Annotated in this window: 15 protein-coding genes and 1 other annotated feature; of the genes, 11 read left to right on the top strand and 4 right to left on the bottom strand. The window is 38.6% G+C overall.

Annotated features, from left to right (window positions below; all coding sequences use genetic code 11):
- Positions 1–81: 81 nt before the first annotated feature.
- On the top strand, positions 82–1221 hold the full coding sequence (locus KO561_RS12090) for a hypothetical protein (protein ID WP_231093507.1): 1140 nt from the start codon (positions 82–84) through the stop codon (positions 1219–1221).
- 74 nt (positions 1222–1295) lie between these two features.
- Here the strand turns inward: KO561_RS12090 and KO561_RS12085 are convergent, their stop codons facing one another.
- Together KO561_RS12085 and KO561_RS12080 are read right to left on the bottom strand one after the other, a co-directional pair.
- Positions 1296–1934 (bottom strand): O-methyltransferase, encoded by a 639-nt coding sequence (locus KO561_RS12085; RefSeq protein WP_231093506.1) that lies wholly within the window; start codon positions 1932–1934, stop codon positions 1296–1298.
- A gap of 473 nt (positions 1935–2407) precedes the next feature.
- Positions 2408–2842, bottom strand: coding sequence for an Rrf2 family transcriptional regulator (locus KO561_RS12080; RefSeq protein WP_231093505.1), 435 nt, complete (start codon positions 2840–2842; stop codon positions 2408–2410).
- A gap of 189 nt (positions 2843–3031) precedes the next feature.
- On the opposite strand from KO561_RS12080, the gene KO561_RS12075 reads away from it, so the two are divergent.
- From KO561_RS12075 to KO561_RS12030, 9 genes are all read left to right on the top strand, one after another.
- Complete coding sequence (locus tag KO561_RS12075; RefSeq protein WP_231093504.1) at positions 3032–3892, top strand: SDR family oxidoreductase; 861 nt, start codon at positions 3032–3034, stop codon at positions 3890–3892.
- A 103-nt stretch (positions 3893–3995) separates the two neighbouring features.
- Complete coding sequence (locus tag KO561_RS12070) at positions 3996–4769, top strand: class I SAM-dependent methyltransferase (protein WP_231093503.1); 774 nt, start codon at positions 3996–3998, stop codon at positions 4767–4769.
- A 53-nt stretch (positions 4770–4822) separates the two neighbouring features.
- On the top strand, positions 4823–5539 hold the full coding sequence (locus tag KO561_RS12065; protein WP_231093502.1) for an AAA family ATPase: 717 nt from the start codon (positions 4823–4825) through the stop codon (positions 5537–5539).
- A 228-nt stretch (positions 5540–5767) separates the two neighbouring features.
- Positions 5768–6193, top strand: coding sequence for a DUF4181 domain-containing protein (locus tag KO561_RS12060; protein WP_231093501.1), 426 nt, complete (start codon positions 5768–5770; stop codon positions 6191–6193).
- Positions 6172–7083 carry an alpha/beta hydrolase gene (locus KO561_RS12055; protein WP_331000863.1) on the top strand — a complete coding sequence of 304 codons (912 nt, stop codon included), beginning with the start codon at positions 6172–6174 and terminating at the stop codon, positions 7081–7083. Before KO561_RS12060 ends, KO561_RS12055 begins: the two co-directional genes overlap by 22 nt.
- 282 nt (positions 7084–7365) lie before the next feature.
- Positions 7366–7641, top strand: a complete 276-nt coding sequence (locus KO561_RS12050) for a hypothetical protein (RefSeq protein WP_231093500.1) — start codon at positions 7366–7368, stop codon at positions 7639–7641.
- Positions 7642–7764: 123 nt separating this feature from the next.
- Positions 7765–8853 (top strand): stage VI sporulation protein D, encoded by a 1089-nt coding sequence (gene spoVID / locus KO561_RS12045; RefSeq protein ID WP_231093499.1) that lies wholly within the window; start codon positions 7765–7767, stop codon positions 8851–8853.
- 127 nt (positions 8854–8980) lie between these two features.
- A complete protein-coding gene (locus KO561_RS12040; RefSeq protein WP_231093498.1) occupies positions 8981–10000 on the top strand; it encodes a phosphotransferase in 1020 nt (339 codons plus the stop codon).
- A gap of 502 nt (positions 10001–10502) precedes the next feature.
- Positions 10503–10728 (top strand) — a binding site (T-box leader).
- A 69-nt stretch (positions 10729–10797) separates the two neighbouring features.
- A complete protein-coding gene (locus KO561_RS12030) occupies positions 10798–13446 on the top strand; it encodes a valine--tRNA ligase (RefSeq protein WP_231093496.1) in 2649 nt (882 codons plus the stop codon).
- A gap of 41 nt (positions 13447–13487) precedes the next feature.
- Here the strand turns inward: KO561_RS12030 and KO561_RS12025 are convergent, their stop codons facing one another.
- Positions 13488–14345, bottom strand: a complete 858-nt coding sequence (locus tag KO561_RS12025) for an ATP-grasp domain-containing protein (RefSeq protein WP_331000787.1) — start codon at positions 14343–14345, stop codon at positions 13488–13490.
- The gene (locus tag KO561_RS12020; RefSeq protein WP_231093495.1) at positions 14345–15244 is read right to left on the bottom strand and encodes an ATP-grasp domain-containing protein; all 900 of its coding nucleotides are present in this window, start codon (positions 15242–15244) and stop codon (positions 14345–14347) included. The genes KO561_RS12025 and KO561_RS12020 overlap by 1 nt, the downstream gene beginning before the upstream one ends.
- Positions 15245–15326: 82 nt before the next feature.
- On the opposite strand from KO561_RS12020, the gene KO561_RS12015 reads away from it, so the two are divergent.
- A complete protein-coding gene (locus tag KO561_RS12015) occupies positions 15327–16598 on the top strand; it encodes a bifunctional folylpolyglutamate synthase/dihydrofolate synthase (RefSeq protein WP_231093494.1) in 1272 nt (423 codons plus the stop codon).
- Positions 16599–16650: the final 52 nt, after the last annotated feature.

Here is a 16650-nt window from a genome sequence, read left to right as displayed (position 1 = left end):
CTGATTTATGGGAAATAATGTATGATTAATGTAGACATGTGCTAGTAAAAATTTTTAAAAAAAGTGGATGTGTGATACGGAATGGAAAATAAATTAACGAAAAAAATGTACCGAAAATTGATTTTGCGAGATTTATTTTTGGAAAGTAAGTCTACTTGGGTTATGTTGGCTCTCTACGCCATCTTGTGGAGGGTTATGTACACTATTTCTAATATAGGGCAATTGAAAACTAATATACCCTTATTTTTAGGGATAAGTTTATTGCTTTTCCTGTTTTTTTCTTACAAGTTATTCGTTTATCGGAAGCAAATGAAGAAAGATTACTTATTTCAACCTAATAGTCAGATAGAAATCCAGGACTCCCAAGTGGTGATTCGGACACCAAATACAACGGAAGAGCATACCCTTGATTTGCAAAACTTAGCAAAGTTAAAGGAAAATAAAAAATGGTATCTTTTATACTTTGCCGATCATACCTTTTTACCACTTTCAAAAGATACAGTTCGTTCTTTTGAACAAAAAGTACATGTAAAGGCTAAACAACTTACATGGAAATGGCCTGTTCTTCTCGTGTTCGTTATAACCGCTTTTGGTGCTTATAAAGTTGGGGAGAATGCTGTCAACTATAATGGGGCACTGGCATGGAAGCTGAGCGAGTTGAAAACAGATACAAAATTAAAACTAGAGAATGATAATTTTTATGTGACAAGGCTTGACGGTCTCCTGGACCTTGTGAAAGAAAAGATCGAGCTTGAACCGTTATTGATGACGAATGATTTAGAAATAAATTTTGAACAGGATGGGACGATTACAAGTATCTATATGTTTATCTACGGGTATGACGAGAGTGAAACATTGCAATTTAGTTATTTAATTTATTATGACGAAGCAAAGGATGATAAGTTAACTGTACATAAACAAGATTGGGATGGAGATGGCCAGGAGGTCTATAATCAGAATAACGATCTTTCCATTGTCTCCAATATGTTAGAATCCATCCCTTTAGAGAAGGAAGTAACACGTTGGGGCGAAGAAAACAACGGTGTTCTATATAAAGGGATAAGAAACTGGGGCGGCAGACAGGAAGGTATTGTGTTTATAAATAAAAACGGAGAGATACGTCCCCCTTCGGATACAGAAATCACAGGTCCATCCATATCCTTATATGTTCCAGGGAAAGAGGAAACCATTACTCCGTTGCGTTATGTTTACAGACCTTGAATCATTCAATAGGATAAAAAACCATACAAGGTAAAATAGCGACAAATTGACTAGTTTACCTTGTATGGTTAGAGCTATTTCTTCACTCTTGCTACGGTAAGTCCATCCCCAATAGGAATGAGCAGAGACTCCAATTGTGGGTGATTAGCCACCATTTCATTGAATTCTCTCATGAATGCCGTATATCGCTTAGGTTGGGTGTCTGTGTCTAGAACAGTTCCACCAGCAAGGACGTTATCCATAACGACTACAGCATCAGGTTCCGCGACTTTCAAGCAATACGTAAGATAGTTTTCATAGTTCTCTTTGTCCGCATCGATAAAGAAAAAATCAAATCGTTTATTTTCCTTTTCTAGCTGCTCTAGGCTTTGTAGAGCGGGACCAGTTATATAAGTTACCTGATCGCCAAAACCAGCATTCGAAAGATTTTGATGCGCAACTTTTGCATATTTTTCTTCCAATTCAAGGGATGTCAGCTGTCCTGTTTCCCCAAAACCTCTAGCAAGACAAATCCCGCTATATCCTCCAAGTGCACCAATTTCAAGAACACTTTTCGCTTTTGAGATAGATACTAGCATAGTAAGTAGTTTACCAGATGAGGGCGATACCGAAATGGAAGGCATACCGTTTTCTTGGATGGAAGCCAGTACTTCCTCTAATAGTGGATCTGAGTTATGAAACAAGCTATCAATATATTGGTTTACTTTTTTCATCGGAACTCTCCTTTTATCTTTAATGTGCTGGAATTACCAAACAGTTGTGCTAAGTGAACATTTATTGGTCCTTCTAGTATAGATAATAGAATATAAAAAAGACAAACATTATTATGGTTCAGTACCATAGGAATGAACCACTTTAAAGTTCTAAAGGTAGTCTTCAAAAGGGGTTATAACCCTTTGTATGGAATTAGTATAAAAAACTACCCTAGATTTGGTGGATTATATATAAAGAATGATCAGGCTAGCTCATAAAAAATTTCTAGAATAAACAAATTTCCCTTGAACCTCCAGTTACGTGAGGATTTATGATGAAAGTATGAAAAGGAAGTGGGAAAGAAACGCCTATGCACCTATAGGAGGTTTTAAGTGAATAAAATATAATGGTTCCCACTCTTGATTATCATCCGATTTTATTTAGATGATGACCTGCACAAAAAGCCACTCTCTGTTTAGAAAAATGGCTTTTCTTAACTTAAATTTTCTTTTTGAACAATATCTTGTACGATGTCTTCAATCGTTACATTTCCTAATACCTTCTCCATTGCATGTTGTGCAGTAGATAATACTGGGATAATAGTATCTTGGATATTTCTACCTACCAGACATTTCGGATTTGGGGTCTCATGAACATTAAATAATTCATTTTCCTGTACAACATGAACGGCTTTATAAACGTCTAACAAAGTAATTTTAGACAAATCTTTTGCTAGTCTAGCACCAGCAATACCTGGATGAACTTCTACTAAACCGGCTCTTTTCAACATGCCAGTAATTTTTCGTATGAGGGCAGGATTTGTGTTCACACTCTCTGCCAAATACTCTGAGGAACTTACCCCATCTTTATTAAATTCAATTAGAGATAATATATGTATTCCTACAGAAAAACGACTACTGATGGACATTATGTTCACCTACCAGAAACTTTCTAACTAATGTAACTAAAATAGTTACACATTTATTATATCCTAAACATTTATATATCACCATCATTCGTAATACTATTGGTGGATTGGAATTGACAAATACAATAACTGCAATTAAGATGATGACATGTAACTGGGTTAATTACAAGTGGAAGTGGAGGATGGAAGATGAATTTACTCGTAACTGGAGCCACAGGTAAATTAGGTAGTAAAATTGTAGAGAAATTATTAGAAACTGTACCAGCAACGGATTTAGTTGTCAGTGTTCGTAAACCGGAAAAAGCGGGTGATCTCAAGGCTAGAGGGGTAGAGGTACGGCACGGTGATTTTGATCAGCCTGAAACATTAGACTCTGCCTTTAAAGGTATTGATCGTTTATTAATTATTTCGGCGGATGGAGCCAACGAAACAAGAGTAAAACAGCACAAGAATGCGGTGGAAGCGGCTCATCGAGCACAAGTGAAGTTCATCGCTTATACTAGTATTGGAAATGCTATCCAAAGCAAGATGTTCCTTGCTCCTCCACATCAAGCAGCGGAGGAAGCTATCCTAAAAACAGGTATTCCGTATTCCTTTTTACGGAACAACTGGTACTTAGAAAATGAAATAGGAACCATTCAAGGAGTAATGAAAGGAGCACCTTGGGTGACAGCCGCAGGATCAGGGAAAACAGGATGGGCTCTACAACAAGATTATGCGGAGGCTGCTGCCGCTGTGTTAGTAGGGGAAGGGCACGAAAACACCATTTATGAGCTGTCTGGGAAACCAACAACTCAAGAAGAATTGGCTGCTGCTGTTGGAAAGGTGTTAGGAAAAGAAGTAACTGTAAAACAAGTGGATGATGAGACTTATCGTAACAGTATGAAAGAAGCTGGTGTACCAGAATTCGTTCTTCCAATGTTAGTAGAAATCCAAAAGGGGATTCGAGCTGGAGAATTGGATATTGAAAGTAATGATTTTGACAAGCTATTAGGTCGTCCGGCTACACCTGTTCATGAGGCGTTAAGTCAAATTGTGGAGCAGATTTAAGAAAAATAAATAACCGTAGAGTGCATCCAAATTTTGGATGCATTTTCTATTTTCTATATTGTGTATAATGATCTCAATAACTATTACCGATTGGAAGAAAAATATGATTATTACAACTGGCGGGCGCTCAGGAAGTACAATAGTATCCTACGCAAAAAGGTTAGCTATCACCTCTGGGATTCCATACATAAGTAGAAACGGTGTTTCCATTCAGAGTCTAAAAGAACAGTATCAGGATGACATTGTAGTCGTTGGGCAGGATCGCATTTTTATTTCTCCCTTAAACGCTACATCTAATCTATTCTTTCATCCCAATATAGCGATGATTCAGGCAAAACGTCTGTCAAAAGGGGAAGAGGAACCTTTGATTACGACAGCTAAATTAAAGGAAGGAATGTCCATACTCGATTGTACGTTAGGCTTAGGATCTGATAGCATCATGGCAAGTCTTGCGGTCGGTCCTAGTGGAACAGTTACTGGTGTGGAAGGAAATCAATTGCTTTATCTTTTAGTAAAAGAGGGGCTTGCTTCATTTTCGAGTGGAAACGATGCATTTGATCAAGCGATGAGAAGGATAAAAGTTGTTTATGCAGATCACTTTACCTTTTTATCACAAGTGGATACAGATTCTGTAGACGTTGTGTACTTTGATCCAATGTTTACCTCGAGCATTGAGTCCTCCAGTGGAATCAATTCGATTAGAGGGCAGGCACTTACAACAGATATAAATCAAGAATTAATCATAGAAGCAAAACGTGTAGCAAAAGAACGAGTGGTTTTGAAAGACCACTGGAAAAGTGAAAGATTTCGTGAGTTAGGGTTTACACAGCATCGGAGAAAAACATCCTTATTTCATTATGGAACAATTGAGTTATGACAAACTGTCTACGACCTCGTCTATATTTGTTATACTTTGTGTAGGTGATGAACATGTTTTTAAAACGAATAACGTTATTACGCGAGAATATTCCATCGATGAAGAAATATCCGTTTTACATACCATCTATCCAAAACCTTGAAGAGATTGATATTAATAATAAGGTGACCTTCTTTGTTGGAGAAAACGGCTCTGGAAAATCGACGTTGCTTGAGGCCATTGCTGATAAATGTGGTTTTAATACAGCAGGCGGGGGACGAAATAATTTCTATGACGTGCACGCTGCTGAATCGTCTCTTGGCAATTATATAAGACTGTCTTGGTTACCGAAAGTTACAAATGGGTTCTTTCTTCGAGCGGAGTCCTTTTACCATTTTGCTTCCCACATTGATACAGTGGGGGCCGCTCATGCATATGGTGGACGCTCCTTACACGAGCAATCCCATGGTGAATCTTTTTTGTCTTTATTTTTAAATCGGTTTAAAGGGAAAGCCATTTATCTTTTGGATGAACCAGAGGCCGCTCTTTCTCCGGCAAGACAGTTGACGTTTTTGAAAATCATTCATGATCTTGCGTCCGAAGGAGATGCGCAATTTATAATTGCTACTCATTCTCCTATCTTACTCGGTTATCCAAATGCAGACATTTTAAGCTTCGACGATGGTCAAATTTCCAAGATTGATTATGAAATGACCGATCATTATCAAATCACCAAGTATTTTTTGCAACAGAGAGAAAAGTTTCTGGATGAACTATTGAACGATGAATAATGAAAACAACGCGGTAGTCCAAGGAGGATTAGCGCTTTTTTTCTTGAAATAATAGAAGCCTGGGTTAAACAGGAATAGCGCGCTAATGATAATGTACGACCTGGGAGGATATAGATAATAATGGAACCATAATGGACAATTTTTGGAACTTTTGCTTACAATACTCGTATATTTTACTAGGAAATAAATACCAAATGACAGATTTGAACTTAAAAGGGGGGGTTAATAATGTATGGTGGTGAATCTGATTTATGGATTGACCTTATTTTGATCCTAGGTCCATTCTTTCTATTATTGTATTTGTTTAATAAGTTGATGCGAAAGCTTTTAAATGTAAAGAAGAAAAAATTCTTTTCCTATAACCACGTGAATGATCGGCATAAAAAGATAGATTGGACAATTAGAATCAGTTTTATGGTGATTTTACTGCTTTCGATTCCCTTCAATATGCTTAGCACTATGAAGCATTGGTATCTGCAACCGTGGTTTTTAATGATTAGCTTTCTTGTTATATCAGAAGCTGCTCGTGCTGTGATGGAGTGGAAGTATGCAGCTAATCGAAAAGACTACCTTTTTACAATCAGCCAAACAATTTTCATTGTCGTAGTACTAGTTTCCATGTTTACAACTAGATTTTTTGGTTTAGTAGATTAAGCAATATAAGGAATAGAATACTGGAGGGGAAGAAAATCACAAATATAACGCAAGAATATTATGTTGAAAAAGTAGGTGAAGGGGAACCCGTTCTATTTCTTCCTGCTGCAGGTTTTGCTGGTAATGAAGGGCTTAATATCGCAGTGCATATGAAAGAAAACTTTGAAACACATATGATTGATTTGCCTGGTTTAGGTAAAAGCAAAGGTCTAGAAGGTCGTGTAACGTCTAAAAGCTTGGCGAATTGGGTTAAAACCTATATGGACCAATGTGAGATAGATAGCGTATCTTTAATCGGGCATTCTTTAGGCGGAGCAGTATTGTTAGCTTTCGCTGTTCATTATCCTGAAAGAGTAAAGAAATTAATCTTATTGGATCAAGGACATAAGCCATTCCCAAGGGTACCCATAGCTGAATTTGGATCCTTCGCCTATGTGTTACCATTTCTTAATGTATGTGTTCATCTGTTTGGAAAGCGATTTTTGAATAAATTAACTCCTTTCTTTACTCAACAGGACGAGCAAAAGAAAGATGAATTAAGTGTCGAAGTTAAAGAGTTTTGTGAACGTATTTCTATTGTAGAGAATGAGTATGTAAGGTTAGCAGTTAAAGAAGCTCCAAATATTACAGAAGAAGGGTTATCACTGATGTTTGGTTACTATAACCTGAATCTTCCGAAGCTACTCAAAAGTGTTAAAGTGAAAACCTGTCTAGTTTACGGTACGTTTGAAAATATAAATGAAAAAGAGTACAGAAATACTAGAAAGTACATACAAAAGATGCTGAAATACAAGAACCTTCCGATTACCTATTATCCAATAAAAAGTGGTCATTATGTGCATTGGAGTGAATCAACAATATTGGATGTATTAAAGGGATTCCTGATTTAGATTTTAGTTATGGGTTGTAGGGAGCTGGATCATACATGAAATTATTTCTAGAAAAAATCAGTTACATAGTTTTGACTGCCTCAATATTTTTAGTGCTATGGGAAAGTGTCGGTGCGATATGGGAATCTTATGTTCCGATAAATTACAAGACAAATCTTATAGGTGTACTCGTAGTGACTCCTGTCATGATAGTGGTTGCTTTTATTCTTTCTGGATTGATTTTCCATTACATAAAAGGTATTGTTAGGTTTTGAATTTTTCTAAGAAAGGAGTGACTCCTTAATGAACAAAAAAATAATTCACAGCACAAACATAGGAATCGGAATTGTATCAATTGGTTCTATTTGTTTGCTTGTTTCGTGGTTGTATGTACATTTCGAAATATGGAAGCTCTCTCTATTTTTCACCGTATTAGTTGTCTGGTTCGTTTCTTACCTACTTCAAATCAAATACCCCACCAAGAAGGTATTCCTAACCTGTATGTTAGTTGAACTTACTATCTTTGCTATTCTCTTCATCCAAATATCTAACCAATTTACTGTCATTATTGGGTTCTAATTTTTTTCCTTCATTGTATTTCCATTCATCCCCTAACAAATGTGCATAAATGAGTCAACGTCCTCATATATCTGGAGTGAGGGAAATGTTCGAACAGCTTTTTGATTTTGAGGGGAGGAGTTCATGTTGACTGACGGACAATCCGTTTTTACTTTTGATTTAAATGAATCCTTGTGGTTTAAAAAAGGACAGGAAGTAGAAGAAATAATGGGAATTTCCTTAGATCCAGAGATATCTATCCAAGAATATGAGGATTTTGTGTCGATAAGAGGTGTGATCGAGCTTAAAGGGGAGTATTTTCAAGTACAAGGAGAGGTTTGGGAATCGGACGATATCCTTACACTCAGAGATCACCCATCTCAGCGAATGGTGGAACGGGTGGAAAGTTATGACGATGGTGTGAATGAATTTTTTCATACGTTTCCAGTAGAAGTTTCGATCCCGAACTACCGCATTCACGAATTAGATGATGTGATGGTAGGTATCGAATCGTTTGACTATGAGCTGCCGGAAAATAGCCAACTTAAACTGATGGCACGTATTGCTATCCATGGCGTATTAGAAGAATCAAATTCATATGAGGCAACAGCGGAGGATCGCGACCTCCAAACAGATAATAATTACGCAGATGCCAATGATGAAGCAAAATCCGTAGCCTTAGATGAAACGTTTCAGTTTGATGTCAAAAACCGCTCGGAACAACAGCCGGAGCCAGAACCAGATTTTGCAGAAGATTTCGCTGAACCTCCATTAGATCCTGCCTTGGAAGATGAAATAGATGTGCTTGATGAGGTAGAAGAAGAACTAGAGCAAAAAGAAGAGAAGGTGGAGGTACCTGCAAAAGAGAAAGGGAAGAAGAAGAAATCTCAGTCTCTTGCAGAATTTTTTGCAGCAACTGCTAAAGGAAAAGGAAGCGATGAAACTGCTCCATTAGTAGAAGAAAAGCCGAAGCAATTGGATGTTACACCTGAGGAACTTCTTCGAGAGGAACGGGAGGAAGTGGATGCCCCTGATCCTACGTATCTACTTAATATGTTCGAAGAAGCGGAAGAGCAATATACAAGAGTGAGAATGTGTATTGTTCAACAGAGCGATACACTTGACACCATTGCTGAAAGATATGAAGTGTCTCCGCTAGTTATTTCAAATAAAAACGGTCTTCTAAGTGATGATATAAAAGAGGGGCAAATTCTATATATCCCCTCAAAATAACTGGATGTGTTTCATTCCTTTTTATCAACCAGAGTAATAAAATCCCTTGCCACATCTATTCGTGACAAGGGATTTTCATGTATATCTTCTTATCATCTAAATAAAAGCAAAAACTGGAGTGAATAAAATGGACCATTTACAAAAGGTACTAGAAAACTACCAGATTGCCTCAACTAATATGATTCCGATTACGTCGAGGTTGTACAAAGTTCAAAGTCATAATCTTTCCTTTGCCCTAAAACGCTCTAAGCTAGAAGCGTCTTCTCTTTCTATGTGGCAACAGGTATATAGTATTGCGAACAAGGAGCAGCTATCGTCCATTTTGCCCGTTTTTTTGACAAGGGATCAAGATATTTCTTGCGTGTATGATACCGACTATTATTATCTAACCCCTTGGTGTGAAGCAAGAGAAGTTGACGAACCGGACCATGAAATGGAATCCTTTATGAAAGAGATAGGAACAATCCATAATCGAACAAAGCGTTCCCATCCATTTGATAAAAGCCGTGCGATGAAACAAATCCAAAAAGAGAAGAAACGCTTGAATCAAATGGAGCGTAAACTAACGGCATATGTGGAAAAGTTTGAGCAAAGGCGGTATATGGCTCCATTTGAACTTCGAGTTTGTACGCAATATCGGGATATTTTGCACGCTTTCCGTGCTTTACATGAATGGTACGATGAATATTTGGATGAGGTGGAGGATATCAAGGCATTTCCAATCGCTCTATGCCATGGAGACCTCCGTTCTTCTCACAAAGTATTCCAGCAGGAAATGACCTATTTTCTTAACTGGGAACATGCTTATTTTGGTCCACCTGTTCAGGACTTAGCTAGTTATCTATTTCATGAAGCAAAGTATCATGATAACCGTGTAGATTACATCATCCAATCTATGCCCATTTATGAATCCTATAATCCACTTGAAGATTATGAGAAAAGTCTATTGGCCATCCATAGCTTAAATCCAAGCTATTACTTAAATGTGATAAACCGGTATTTAAAACAAGAATACAATAGGCCACAACCATTTCAAATTCGCTACCTAGAGTATCATTATCGTAGAATTTTAAGTGGGTTAAAGCTACAAAGTAAACTGAAAGAATTACGTGAACAAACCATGGAGGAATCAACCTCCAGTGATTAAATCCATTTTAAAAAGAAAGCGATATAGATTCCTAAAAGTATTCCTAACAGAAGGACGTCAAACGTAGTCGGAAAAAAAATTGTTCGTACAGCTTGAAAAATTAAGAGTGGTAATGTGACATTTTCACAAACGACTAAGCAGTTTCGCGCCCATGGTGGTAATTTATATCGATAGAAGCGTGACATCATCCTACTCCTTCCATTGGTTTTGGTGTATCATATGTGTGGACAGCCTCAAGTTGTGCAAAACTAAGTGTCACTAAGATTTCCTAAGATAGAAATGGTGAAATTATTCGTACGATGTCTAACTCCAGCGCCCAGCGACTAGCGAGACTTCCCTCACCTCCGTACGATAAGTCAACATCGGTTCACTCCGTTCGCCGTGTTTCCTTTATCTCCTACGGCTCAGTCCAGTCCGTACGTCGCTAAACGGTTGCTTCCGTTTTTCTTTCTATTGACTTCTTTGCAGATTTTTGGATAAAATAGCTAATAACATAGAACAGTTAAATGCAAGGATGGGAAGAGTACAAAGGAAACGCCTGTAGAGAGGGAAATCACTAGCTGAAAGATTTCCTAGGAATGTGCACTTTGGAAGGTCACCCCGGATGCAGCTTCTTTGAATCTTTTAGTAGAAGAAGCCGGTTGAAAGCCGTTATCTAGATGAGTGTGCAGAGTTTTTGTCTGCAAATAAAGGTGGTACCACGGAATTAAATCCTTTTCGTCCTTTTTCGGGATGAGAAGGATTTTTTATTTGGTAAAGCCTTTTCTGTTCACAGATGATAGAAGGAGGAAAACAAGATGGAAGACAAACAACAAGGTTCATTACCACCAAAGTATGATGCATCCTCAGTGGAGCAAAATCGCTATCAGTTTTGGTTAGATGGAAAGTTTTTTGAAGCAACAGGGGATGAGAGCAAACAGCCGTTTTCAGTGGTAATTCCTCCCCCAAACGTAACGGGGAAGCTACACATCGGGCATGCACTTGACCTAACCTTACAAGATATTATTACGCGCTACAAAAGAATGCAAGGTTATGATGTCCTTTGGTTACCAGGAATGGACCACGCTGGGATTGCAACTCAAGCTAAAGTAGAAGCAAAGTTACGTGAACAAGGCGAAAACAAATATGACTTAGGTCGGGAAAAATTTGTAGAGCGTGTTTGGGATTGGAAAGAAGAATATGCAGATTTCATCCGCCAGCAATGGGCAAAGCTAGGCCTAGGCTTAGATTATTCCCGTGAACGCTTTACGTTAGATGAAGGACTATCCGATGCTGTTAAAGAGGTGTTTGTCAGTCTTTATGAAAAAGGACTTATCTATCGTGGTGAATATATCATTAACTGGGATCCAGCAACGAAGACGGCTCTTTCGGATATTGAGGTTATATATGAGGATGTGCAAGGGCACTTCTATCACATGCGTTACCCGCTAAAAGATGGTTCAGGTCACATTGAGATTGCTACCACTCGCCCAGAAACGATGCTTGGGGATACAGCGGTCGCGGTTCATCCAGAAGATGAGCGCTATAAGCACTTAATAGGTAAAACAGTTGTGTTACCAATTGTAAATCGTGAAATTCCTATTGTGGCCGATGATTATGTAGATATGGAATTTGGTTCTGGTGCGGTTAAAATAACTCCAGCACATGATCCAAATGACTTTGAGATTGGAAATCGACATGATTTAGAAAGAATCCTCGTCATGAATGAAGACGGCACGATGAACGAGAAAGCAGGAAAATATCAAGGATTAGATCGTTTTGAATGCCGTAAGCAGATTGTTCAAGAATTACAAAACATGGATGTTCTTTTCGAAATCGAAGATCATACGCATTCTGTAGGTCACTCAGAGCGAAGCGGTGCCGTTGTGGAGCCGTATCTGTCTACACAATGGTTTGTTAAAATGCAGCCACTTGCAGATGCAGCTGTTGAATTGCAAAAAAACACGGATGAGAAAGTAAACTTCGTACCAGAGCGATTCGAGAAAACGTATTTACACTGGATGGAAAATATCCGTGATTGGTGTATCTCGAGACAGCTTTGGTGGGGACATCGAATTCCAGCTTGGTATCATAAGGAAACGGGAGAAATATATGTTGGAAAAGAAGCTCCTTCTGATGTAGAAAACTGGGAGCAGGACGAAGATGTATTAGATACATGGTTCTCGTCTGCGCTTTGGCCGTTTTCTACCATGAACTGGCCAAATGAAGAAGCGGAAGATTTCAAACGATATTTCCCAACCAGTGTGCTTGTAACAGGTTTCGATATCATTTTCTTCTGGGTAGCACGTATGATTTTCCAATCGTTAGAGTTTACCGAGAAACGCCCATTCGATGATGTGTTAATCCATGGACTCGTTCGGGATCCTCAAGGTCGGAAAATGAGTAAATCATTAGGAAATGGTATTGACCCGATGGAAGTAATTGAAAAATACGGTGCGGATTCCGTCCGTTACTTCTTAGCAACAGGAAACACGCCTGGTCAAGATATGCGTTTTAACTGGGAAAAGGTTGAATCCACTTGGAATTTCATCAACAAGATCTGGAATGCTTCACGTTTTGCTTTGATGAATATGGAAGGGTTGACGTATGAGGATATTGCTTTATCAGGAGAGAAATCCGTTGCGGATAAATGGATTCTTACACGCTTAAACCAAACGATTGAGCAAGTAACGAAAAACGTTGATAAATACGAATTTGGGGAAGCGGGACGATATTTATACAACTTTATCTGGGACGATTTCTGTGACTGGTATATCGAAATGGCGAAGTTGCCTCTATACGGTGAGGATGAAGCAGCGAAGAAAACGACTAGATCCGTTCTTGCTTATGTATTAGACTCAACGATGAGAATGCTTCATCCATTTATGCCTTTCGTTACAGAAGAAATTTGGCAGTCTTTACCGCATGATGGCCCTTCTATCGCAGTTTCTGAATGGCCACAAGTGAAAGAGGATTTACACGACGAGCAAGCAGCGGAAGAAATGAAACGTTTAGTAGGTATTATCCGTGCAGTACGAAACATTAGGGCCGAAGTGGATACCCCAATGTCGAAACAGATTCAGCTACTTATTCAAGCGGAGAGTGATGAAATCGTTGCAGAGCTTCAAAAAAATAGACATTATTTAGAAAAGTTTTGTAACCCAAGTACGCTTGAAATTGCTACTTCTATTAACGCACCGGAAAAAGCGATGTCCGCCGTTGTAACAGGCGCTGCTCTTTATCTTCCATTAGAAGGATTAATCGATGTGGATAAAGAAATCGCTCGATTAGAAAAAGAGCTAGAAAAATGGACGAAAGAAGTAGAGCGAGTAGAAAAGAAACTTTCCAATCATGGTTTCGTTCAAAAAGCACCTGCAAAAGTAGTAGAAGAAGAAAAACAAAAACAACAAGAATACCAAGATAAACAAAGCAGAGTTCAAGCACGGTTAAAAGAATTAAAAGCATAACGGAAAAAGGGTTGCCAGTCATGATCGGCAACCCTTTTTTGTTAATTTGTTTCCTCTAAGGTCTTACGGATATGGTTCACATATTGCGCGAGTAAATTGATTGAACTTAGCTGACTGAGTGTTCGACTTCCCACTATATCCTCGATTTCATTGAACAAAAGTTTTCCTTCTAGTGAAAACAAAAAATCTATTCCGACCATATCAAAATCAAAAGCATCGATGATTGTTTGTACGATTTTTATTTCTTCTACACTTAATTCATAAAGTCTAGCTTTACCACCTAAGGAAAAGTTAGCCCGGAAATCCGAGTGATTCTCTCGCAATACGGCTGCGATAACCTTTTTACCGATAACGAAGACACGTAAATCTTTTCCTGGTTGGACATTGGTGCTTTGAACCAACCAATCGCTATCCCATTGATGTGGCTTAATCTCATCCCATTCCTTCATATCGTTTGCAAGAAATACTTGCTTTCCTCCACGACCTTCCGTATCTTTTACAACAATGGGAAAGGGAAGCGGTGGTTTCACGACTTGATCGTGTTTTCTGTAAAAGGTTGTGTCAACCATCGGGATCCCGAGCTGACCCATAACTTGGTGGGTCATCCCTTTGTGGTTCGCAATCATGGAGACGGTTGACGAATTGAAGACAGCTACTCCAAGTCGCTCTAAGTGTGAGCTTAACATCTGCTCTATCGTTCGAACGACGGCAAAATCAGGTAGTGGATACTTCGATTCTAAAGAGAGTTGATTATTTTGTATGCCGATTCCTATTTCTTCTCGTAGAACAAGGTGAAGCTTAATCGATTGTTTACTACATTCCTCTATAAACCAATCAATATATGCCTGGTTTCGTTCGGCATCTTCTTTTCGATATATGAGCCAACCAACGTAAATCATTACTTTTTACCTCGATTTACTTGATTTAGGACATAAGAAACGATGTAGTCTGCGACGTTTATTCCTGTACAATCGAAAATATTTCTTATGTGTGCATTGGAATTAATCTCACATATAATGGGATATCCGTCTTTTCCAAACAAAAGGTCAACCCCAGCAAAATCAGCCCCTATTGCTTTCGTGGCTTGGATCGCTAGTTCTTTTTCTTGCGCGGTAGGTGTATGTGGCTTCATTATCCCGCCAGCACTGACATTAGCACGAAAATCGTTGTCTGAAGTTCGTTCCATTGCTGCGACGACTTGATCACCAACAACGTTAAGTCTTAAATCTCGTCCGTAACTCGTTTCAATAAACTCTTGTAGGATGAATGGTCTATTGCTAATGTCTAGTAGTTTCTGTTGTAATTCTTCTTCGGTATGTACCAGATAAACCTGTTCGCCAAAGGATCCGAAAGCTTCTTTAACGACAAACGGAAACGTAAAAAACTCTGGGACAGAAAGAAACGTTTCGGCTTGAAGGCTTCCACTAAATACTTTCGGGGCAACCATCGTTCTTGGGATAGGTAGATGGTGGGCTGCTAGTCGTTGATATGTTTCTATTTTATTGTCTGAGAGCTCTATAGAATGAGACGAGTTAAAGACAGGAATCCCCATGGTTTCTATTGTTCTAGCTAAAGGAATATCCTTGTCCGAATAAAGGACGAAATCCGGAAAATTTGTTTTTTCTTTTTGTAAGATTGTTGGTCCATTTTCAGCATGGAAAGAAAGTAAGTGGTCGTTTGGAATGATCGCTATGTCGGTGCCTTGTTTTTCACCGGCTTCTCGTATCCATTCCGCAAAATCTTTAAATTTTGGACCTGGTAAATGTCCGTTATAAATTACCCAACCTTTTAGTGTCATGTATATCCCTTTCTTCCCTTAGGTTTTCGTGCATTATTTGATATAATCCCCATTATAGCAAACAACAAAGGGGAGCGTTACTATGTTTCCAAATATGGAAGCTGTACTAGCATTTATGCAAGACCGACAAAACCTAGGTATTAAGCCCGGATTACATAGAATGGAATATATGCTAAATGAATTAGATCATCCGGAGAAAAAGATGAAGGCTATCCATATTGGTGGAACAAATGGAAAAGGGTCTGTCACGACCTATTTACAAGAGGTTCTTCTCCAGCATGGTTATCAAGTTGGAACGTTTATGTCGCCAAGTCTTGATCGTATTCATGACCATATTAAAAGAAATGATGTATCCATTACGGATGAAGAGTTTGTGAAGACAATGCAAAAAATTTATCCGGTTATTAAACAGCTAGACGAAATAAATGACCCACCAACCGAATTTGAAATACTAGTCCTGGTTGCGATTGTTTTTTTGGCCTCCACGGTAGATTATGCCCTTTTTGAGGTAGGGATGGGAGGAAGAGACGATTCAACCAATTGTATTCAACCAATTTTAACGATTATTACAACGATTGGACTTGATCATACGACCTTTTTAGGAAATAGTTATGCTAATATTGCGGAGCATAAAGCAGGGATCATTAAGTCACACGTACCTATCCTAACAGGTGTTACACAGAAGGAAGCATTACGTGTGATTGAAAAGAAAGCGGAGATAGAACATGCACCTTTATATAGATTAGGAAAAGAATTTCATATCCAGGCTACAGTAGAGGATGCTTCTACTTTCCACTTTTCATCTCCTATCCATACATGGAATCGAGTAGAGGTTGGAATGAAAGGAAATCATCAAGCCGAAAATGCCGCGTTAGCTTTGATGGGTCTATTTACGATGGAGCAACATGAAATTATCTTAGAGGAGAAAACTGTGCGAAAGGCTTTGCGAGAAGCAACTGTTCCCGGCAGGTTTGAAGTTGTATCGCAGCATCCACATGTCATCGTGGACGGAGCACACAATGTAGAAGGAATGAAGAGCTTTATGGCAGCGATAGATCAATATTACGGGAACAATAAAAAACGTCTATTATTTGCTGCCTTTCGTGATAAGCCTATCGCAGCCATGCTAAATCAGGTTAACGATGATTTTGAAGAGGTGATTGTGACAACCTTCGATCATCCAAGAGCGGCAGGAGAGCAGGATATTAGCGCACTTGAAGAGAGGGATTATACTTTTGTGAAGAACTGGGAAGAAGCGTTACATTCCATGTTGTCGAAAACAGAAGAAATGGATCACCTCTTTATAGTGGGTTCGTTACATTTTGTCGGAAAAGTGAGAAAACATTTTGTTTAATTGGAATAATTATGATATTTTAGTACTATCAATATTTTTTGAATCTTTAAGG

This window comes from Radiobacillus kanasensis (assembly GCF_021049245.1).
GTDB lineage: Bacteria > Bacillota > Bacilli > Bacillales > Amphibacillaceae > Radiobacillus > Radiobacillus kanasensis.
The sequence above is the reverse complement of the archived record's forward strand: the minus strand, read 5'-3'. Positions and strand labels throughout refer to the sequence as shown.

What these genes read in the sequence shown, in the direction of transcription:
- KO561_RS12090 (WP_231093507.1), top strand. Translation starts at nt 82, where the DNA reads ATGGAAAATAAATTAACGAAAAAAATGTACCGAAAATTGATTTTGCGA.
- KO561_RS12085 (WP_231093506.1), bottom strand. Translation starts at nt 1,934, where the DNA reads ATGAAAAAAGTAAACCAATATATTGATAGCTTGTTTCATAACTCAGAT.
- KO561_RS12080 (WP_231093505.1), bottom strand. Translation starts at nt 2,842, where the DNA reads ATGTCCATCAGTAGTCGTTTTTCTGTAGGAATACATATATTATCTCTA.
- KO561_RS12075 (WP_231093504.1), top strand. Translation starts at nt 3,032, where the DNA reads ATGAATTTACTCGTAACTGGAGCCACAGGTAAATTAGGTAGTAAAATT.
- KO561_RS12070 (WP_231093503.1), top strand. Translation starts at nt 3,996, where the DNA reads ATGATTATTACAACTGGCGGGCGCTCAGGAAGTACAATAGTATCCTAC.
- KO561_RS12065 (WP_231093502.1), top strand. Translation starts at nt 4,823, where the DNA reads ATGTTTTTAAAACGAATAACGTTATTACGCGAGAATATTCCATCGATG.
- KO561_RS12060 (WP_231093501.1), top strand. Translation starts at nt 5,768, where the DNA reads ATGTATGGTGGTGAATCTGATTTATGGATTGACCTTATTTTGATCCTA.
- KO561_RS12050 (WP_231093500.1), top strand. Translation starts at nt 7,366, where the DNA reads ATGAACAAAAAAATAATTCACAGCACAAACATAGGAATCGGAATTGTA.
- spoVID (WP_231093499.1), top strand. Translation starts at nt 7,765, where the DNA reads ATGTTGACTGACGGACAATCCGTTTTTACTTTTGATTTAAATGAATCC.
- KO561_RS12040 (WP_231093498.1), top strand. Translation starts at nt 8,981, where the DNA reads ATGGACCATTTACAAAAGGTACTAGAAAACTACCAGATTGCCTCAACT.
- KO561_RS12030 (WP_231093496.1), top strand. Translation starts at nt 10,798, where the DNA reads ATGGAAGACAAACAACAAGGTTCATTACCACCAAAGTATGATGCATCC.
- KO561_RS12025 (WP_331000787.1), bottom strand. Translation starts at nt 14,345, where the DNA reads ATGATTTACGTTGGTTGGCTCATATATCGAAAAGAAGATGCCGAACGA.
- KO561_RS12020 (WP_231093495.1), bottom strand. Translation starts at nt 15,244, where the DNA reads ATGACACTAAAAGGTTGGGTAATTTATAACGGACATTTACCAGGTCCA.
- KO561_RS12015 (WP_231093494.1), top strand. Translation starts at nt 15,327, where the DNA reads ATGTTTCCAAATATGGAAGCTGTACTAGCATTTATGCAAGACCGACAA.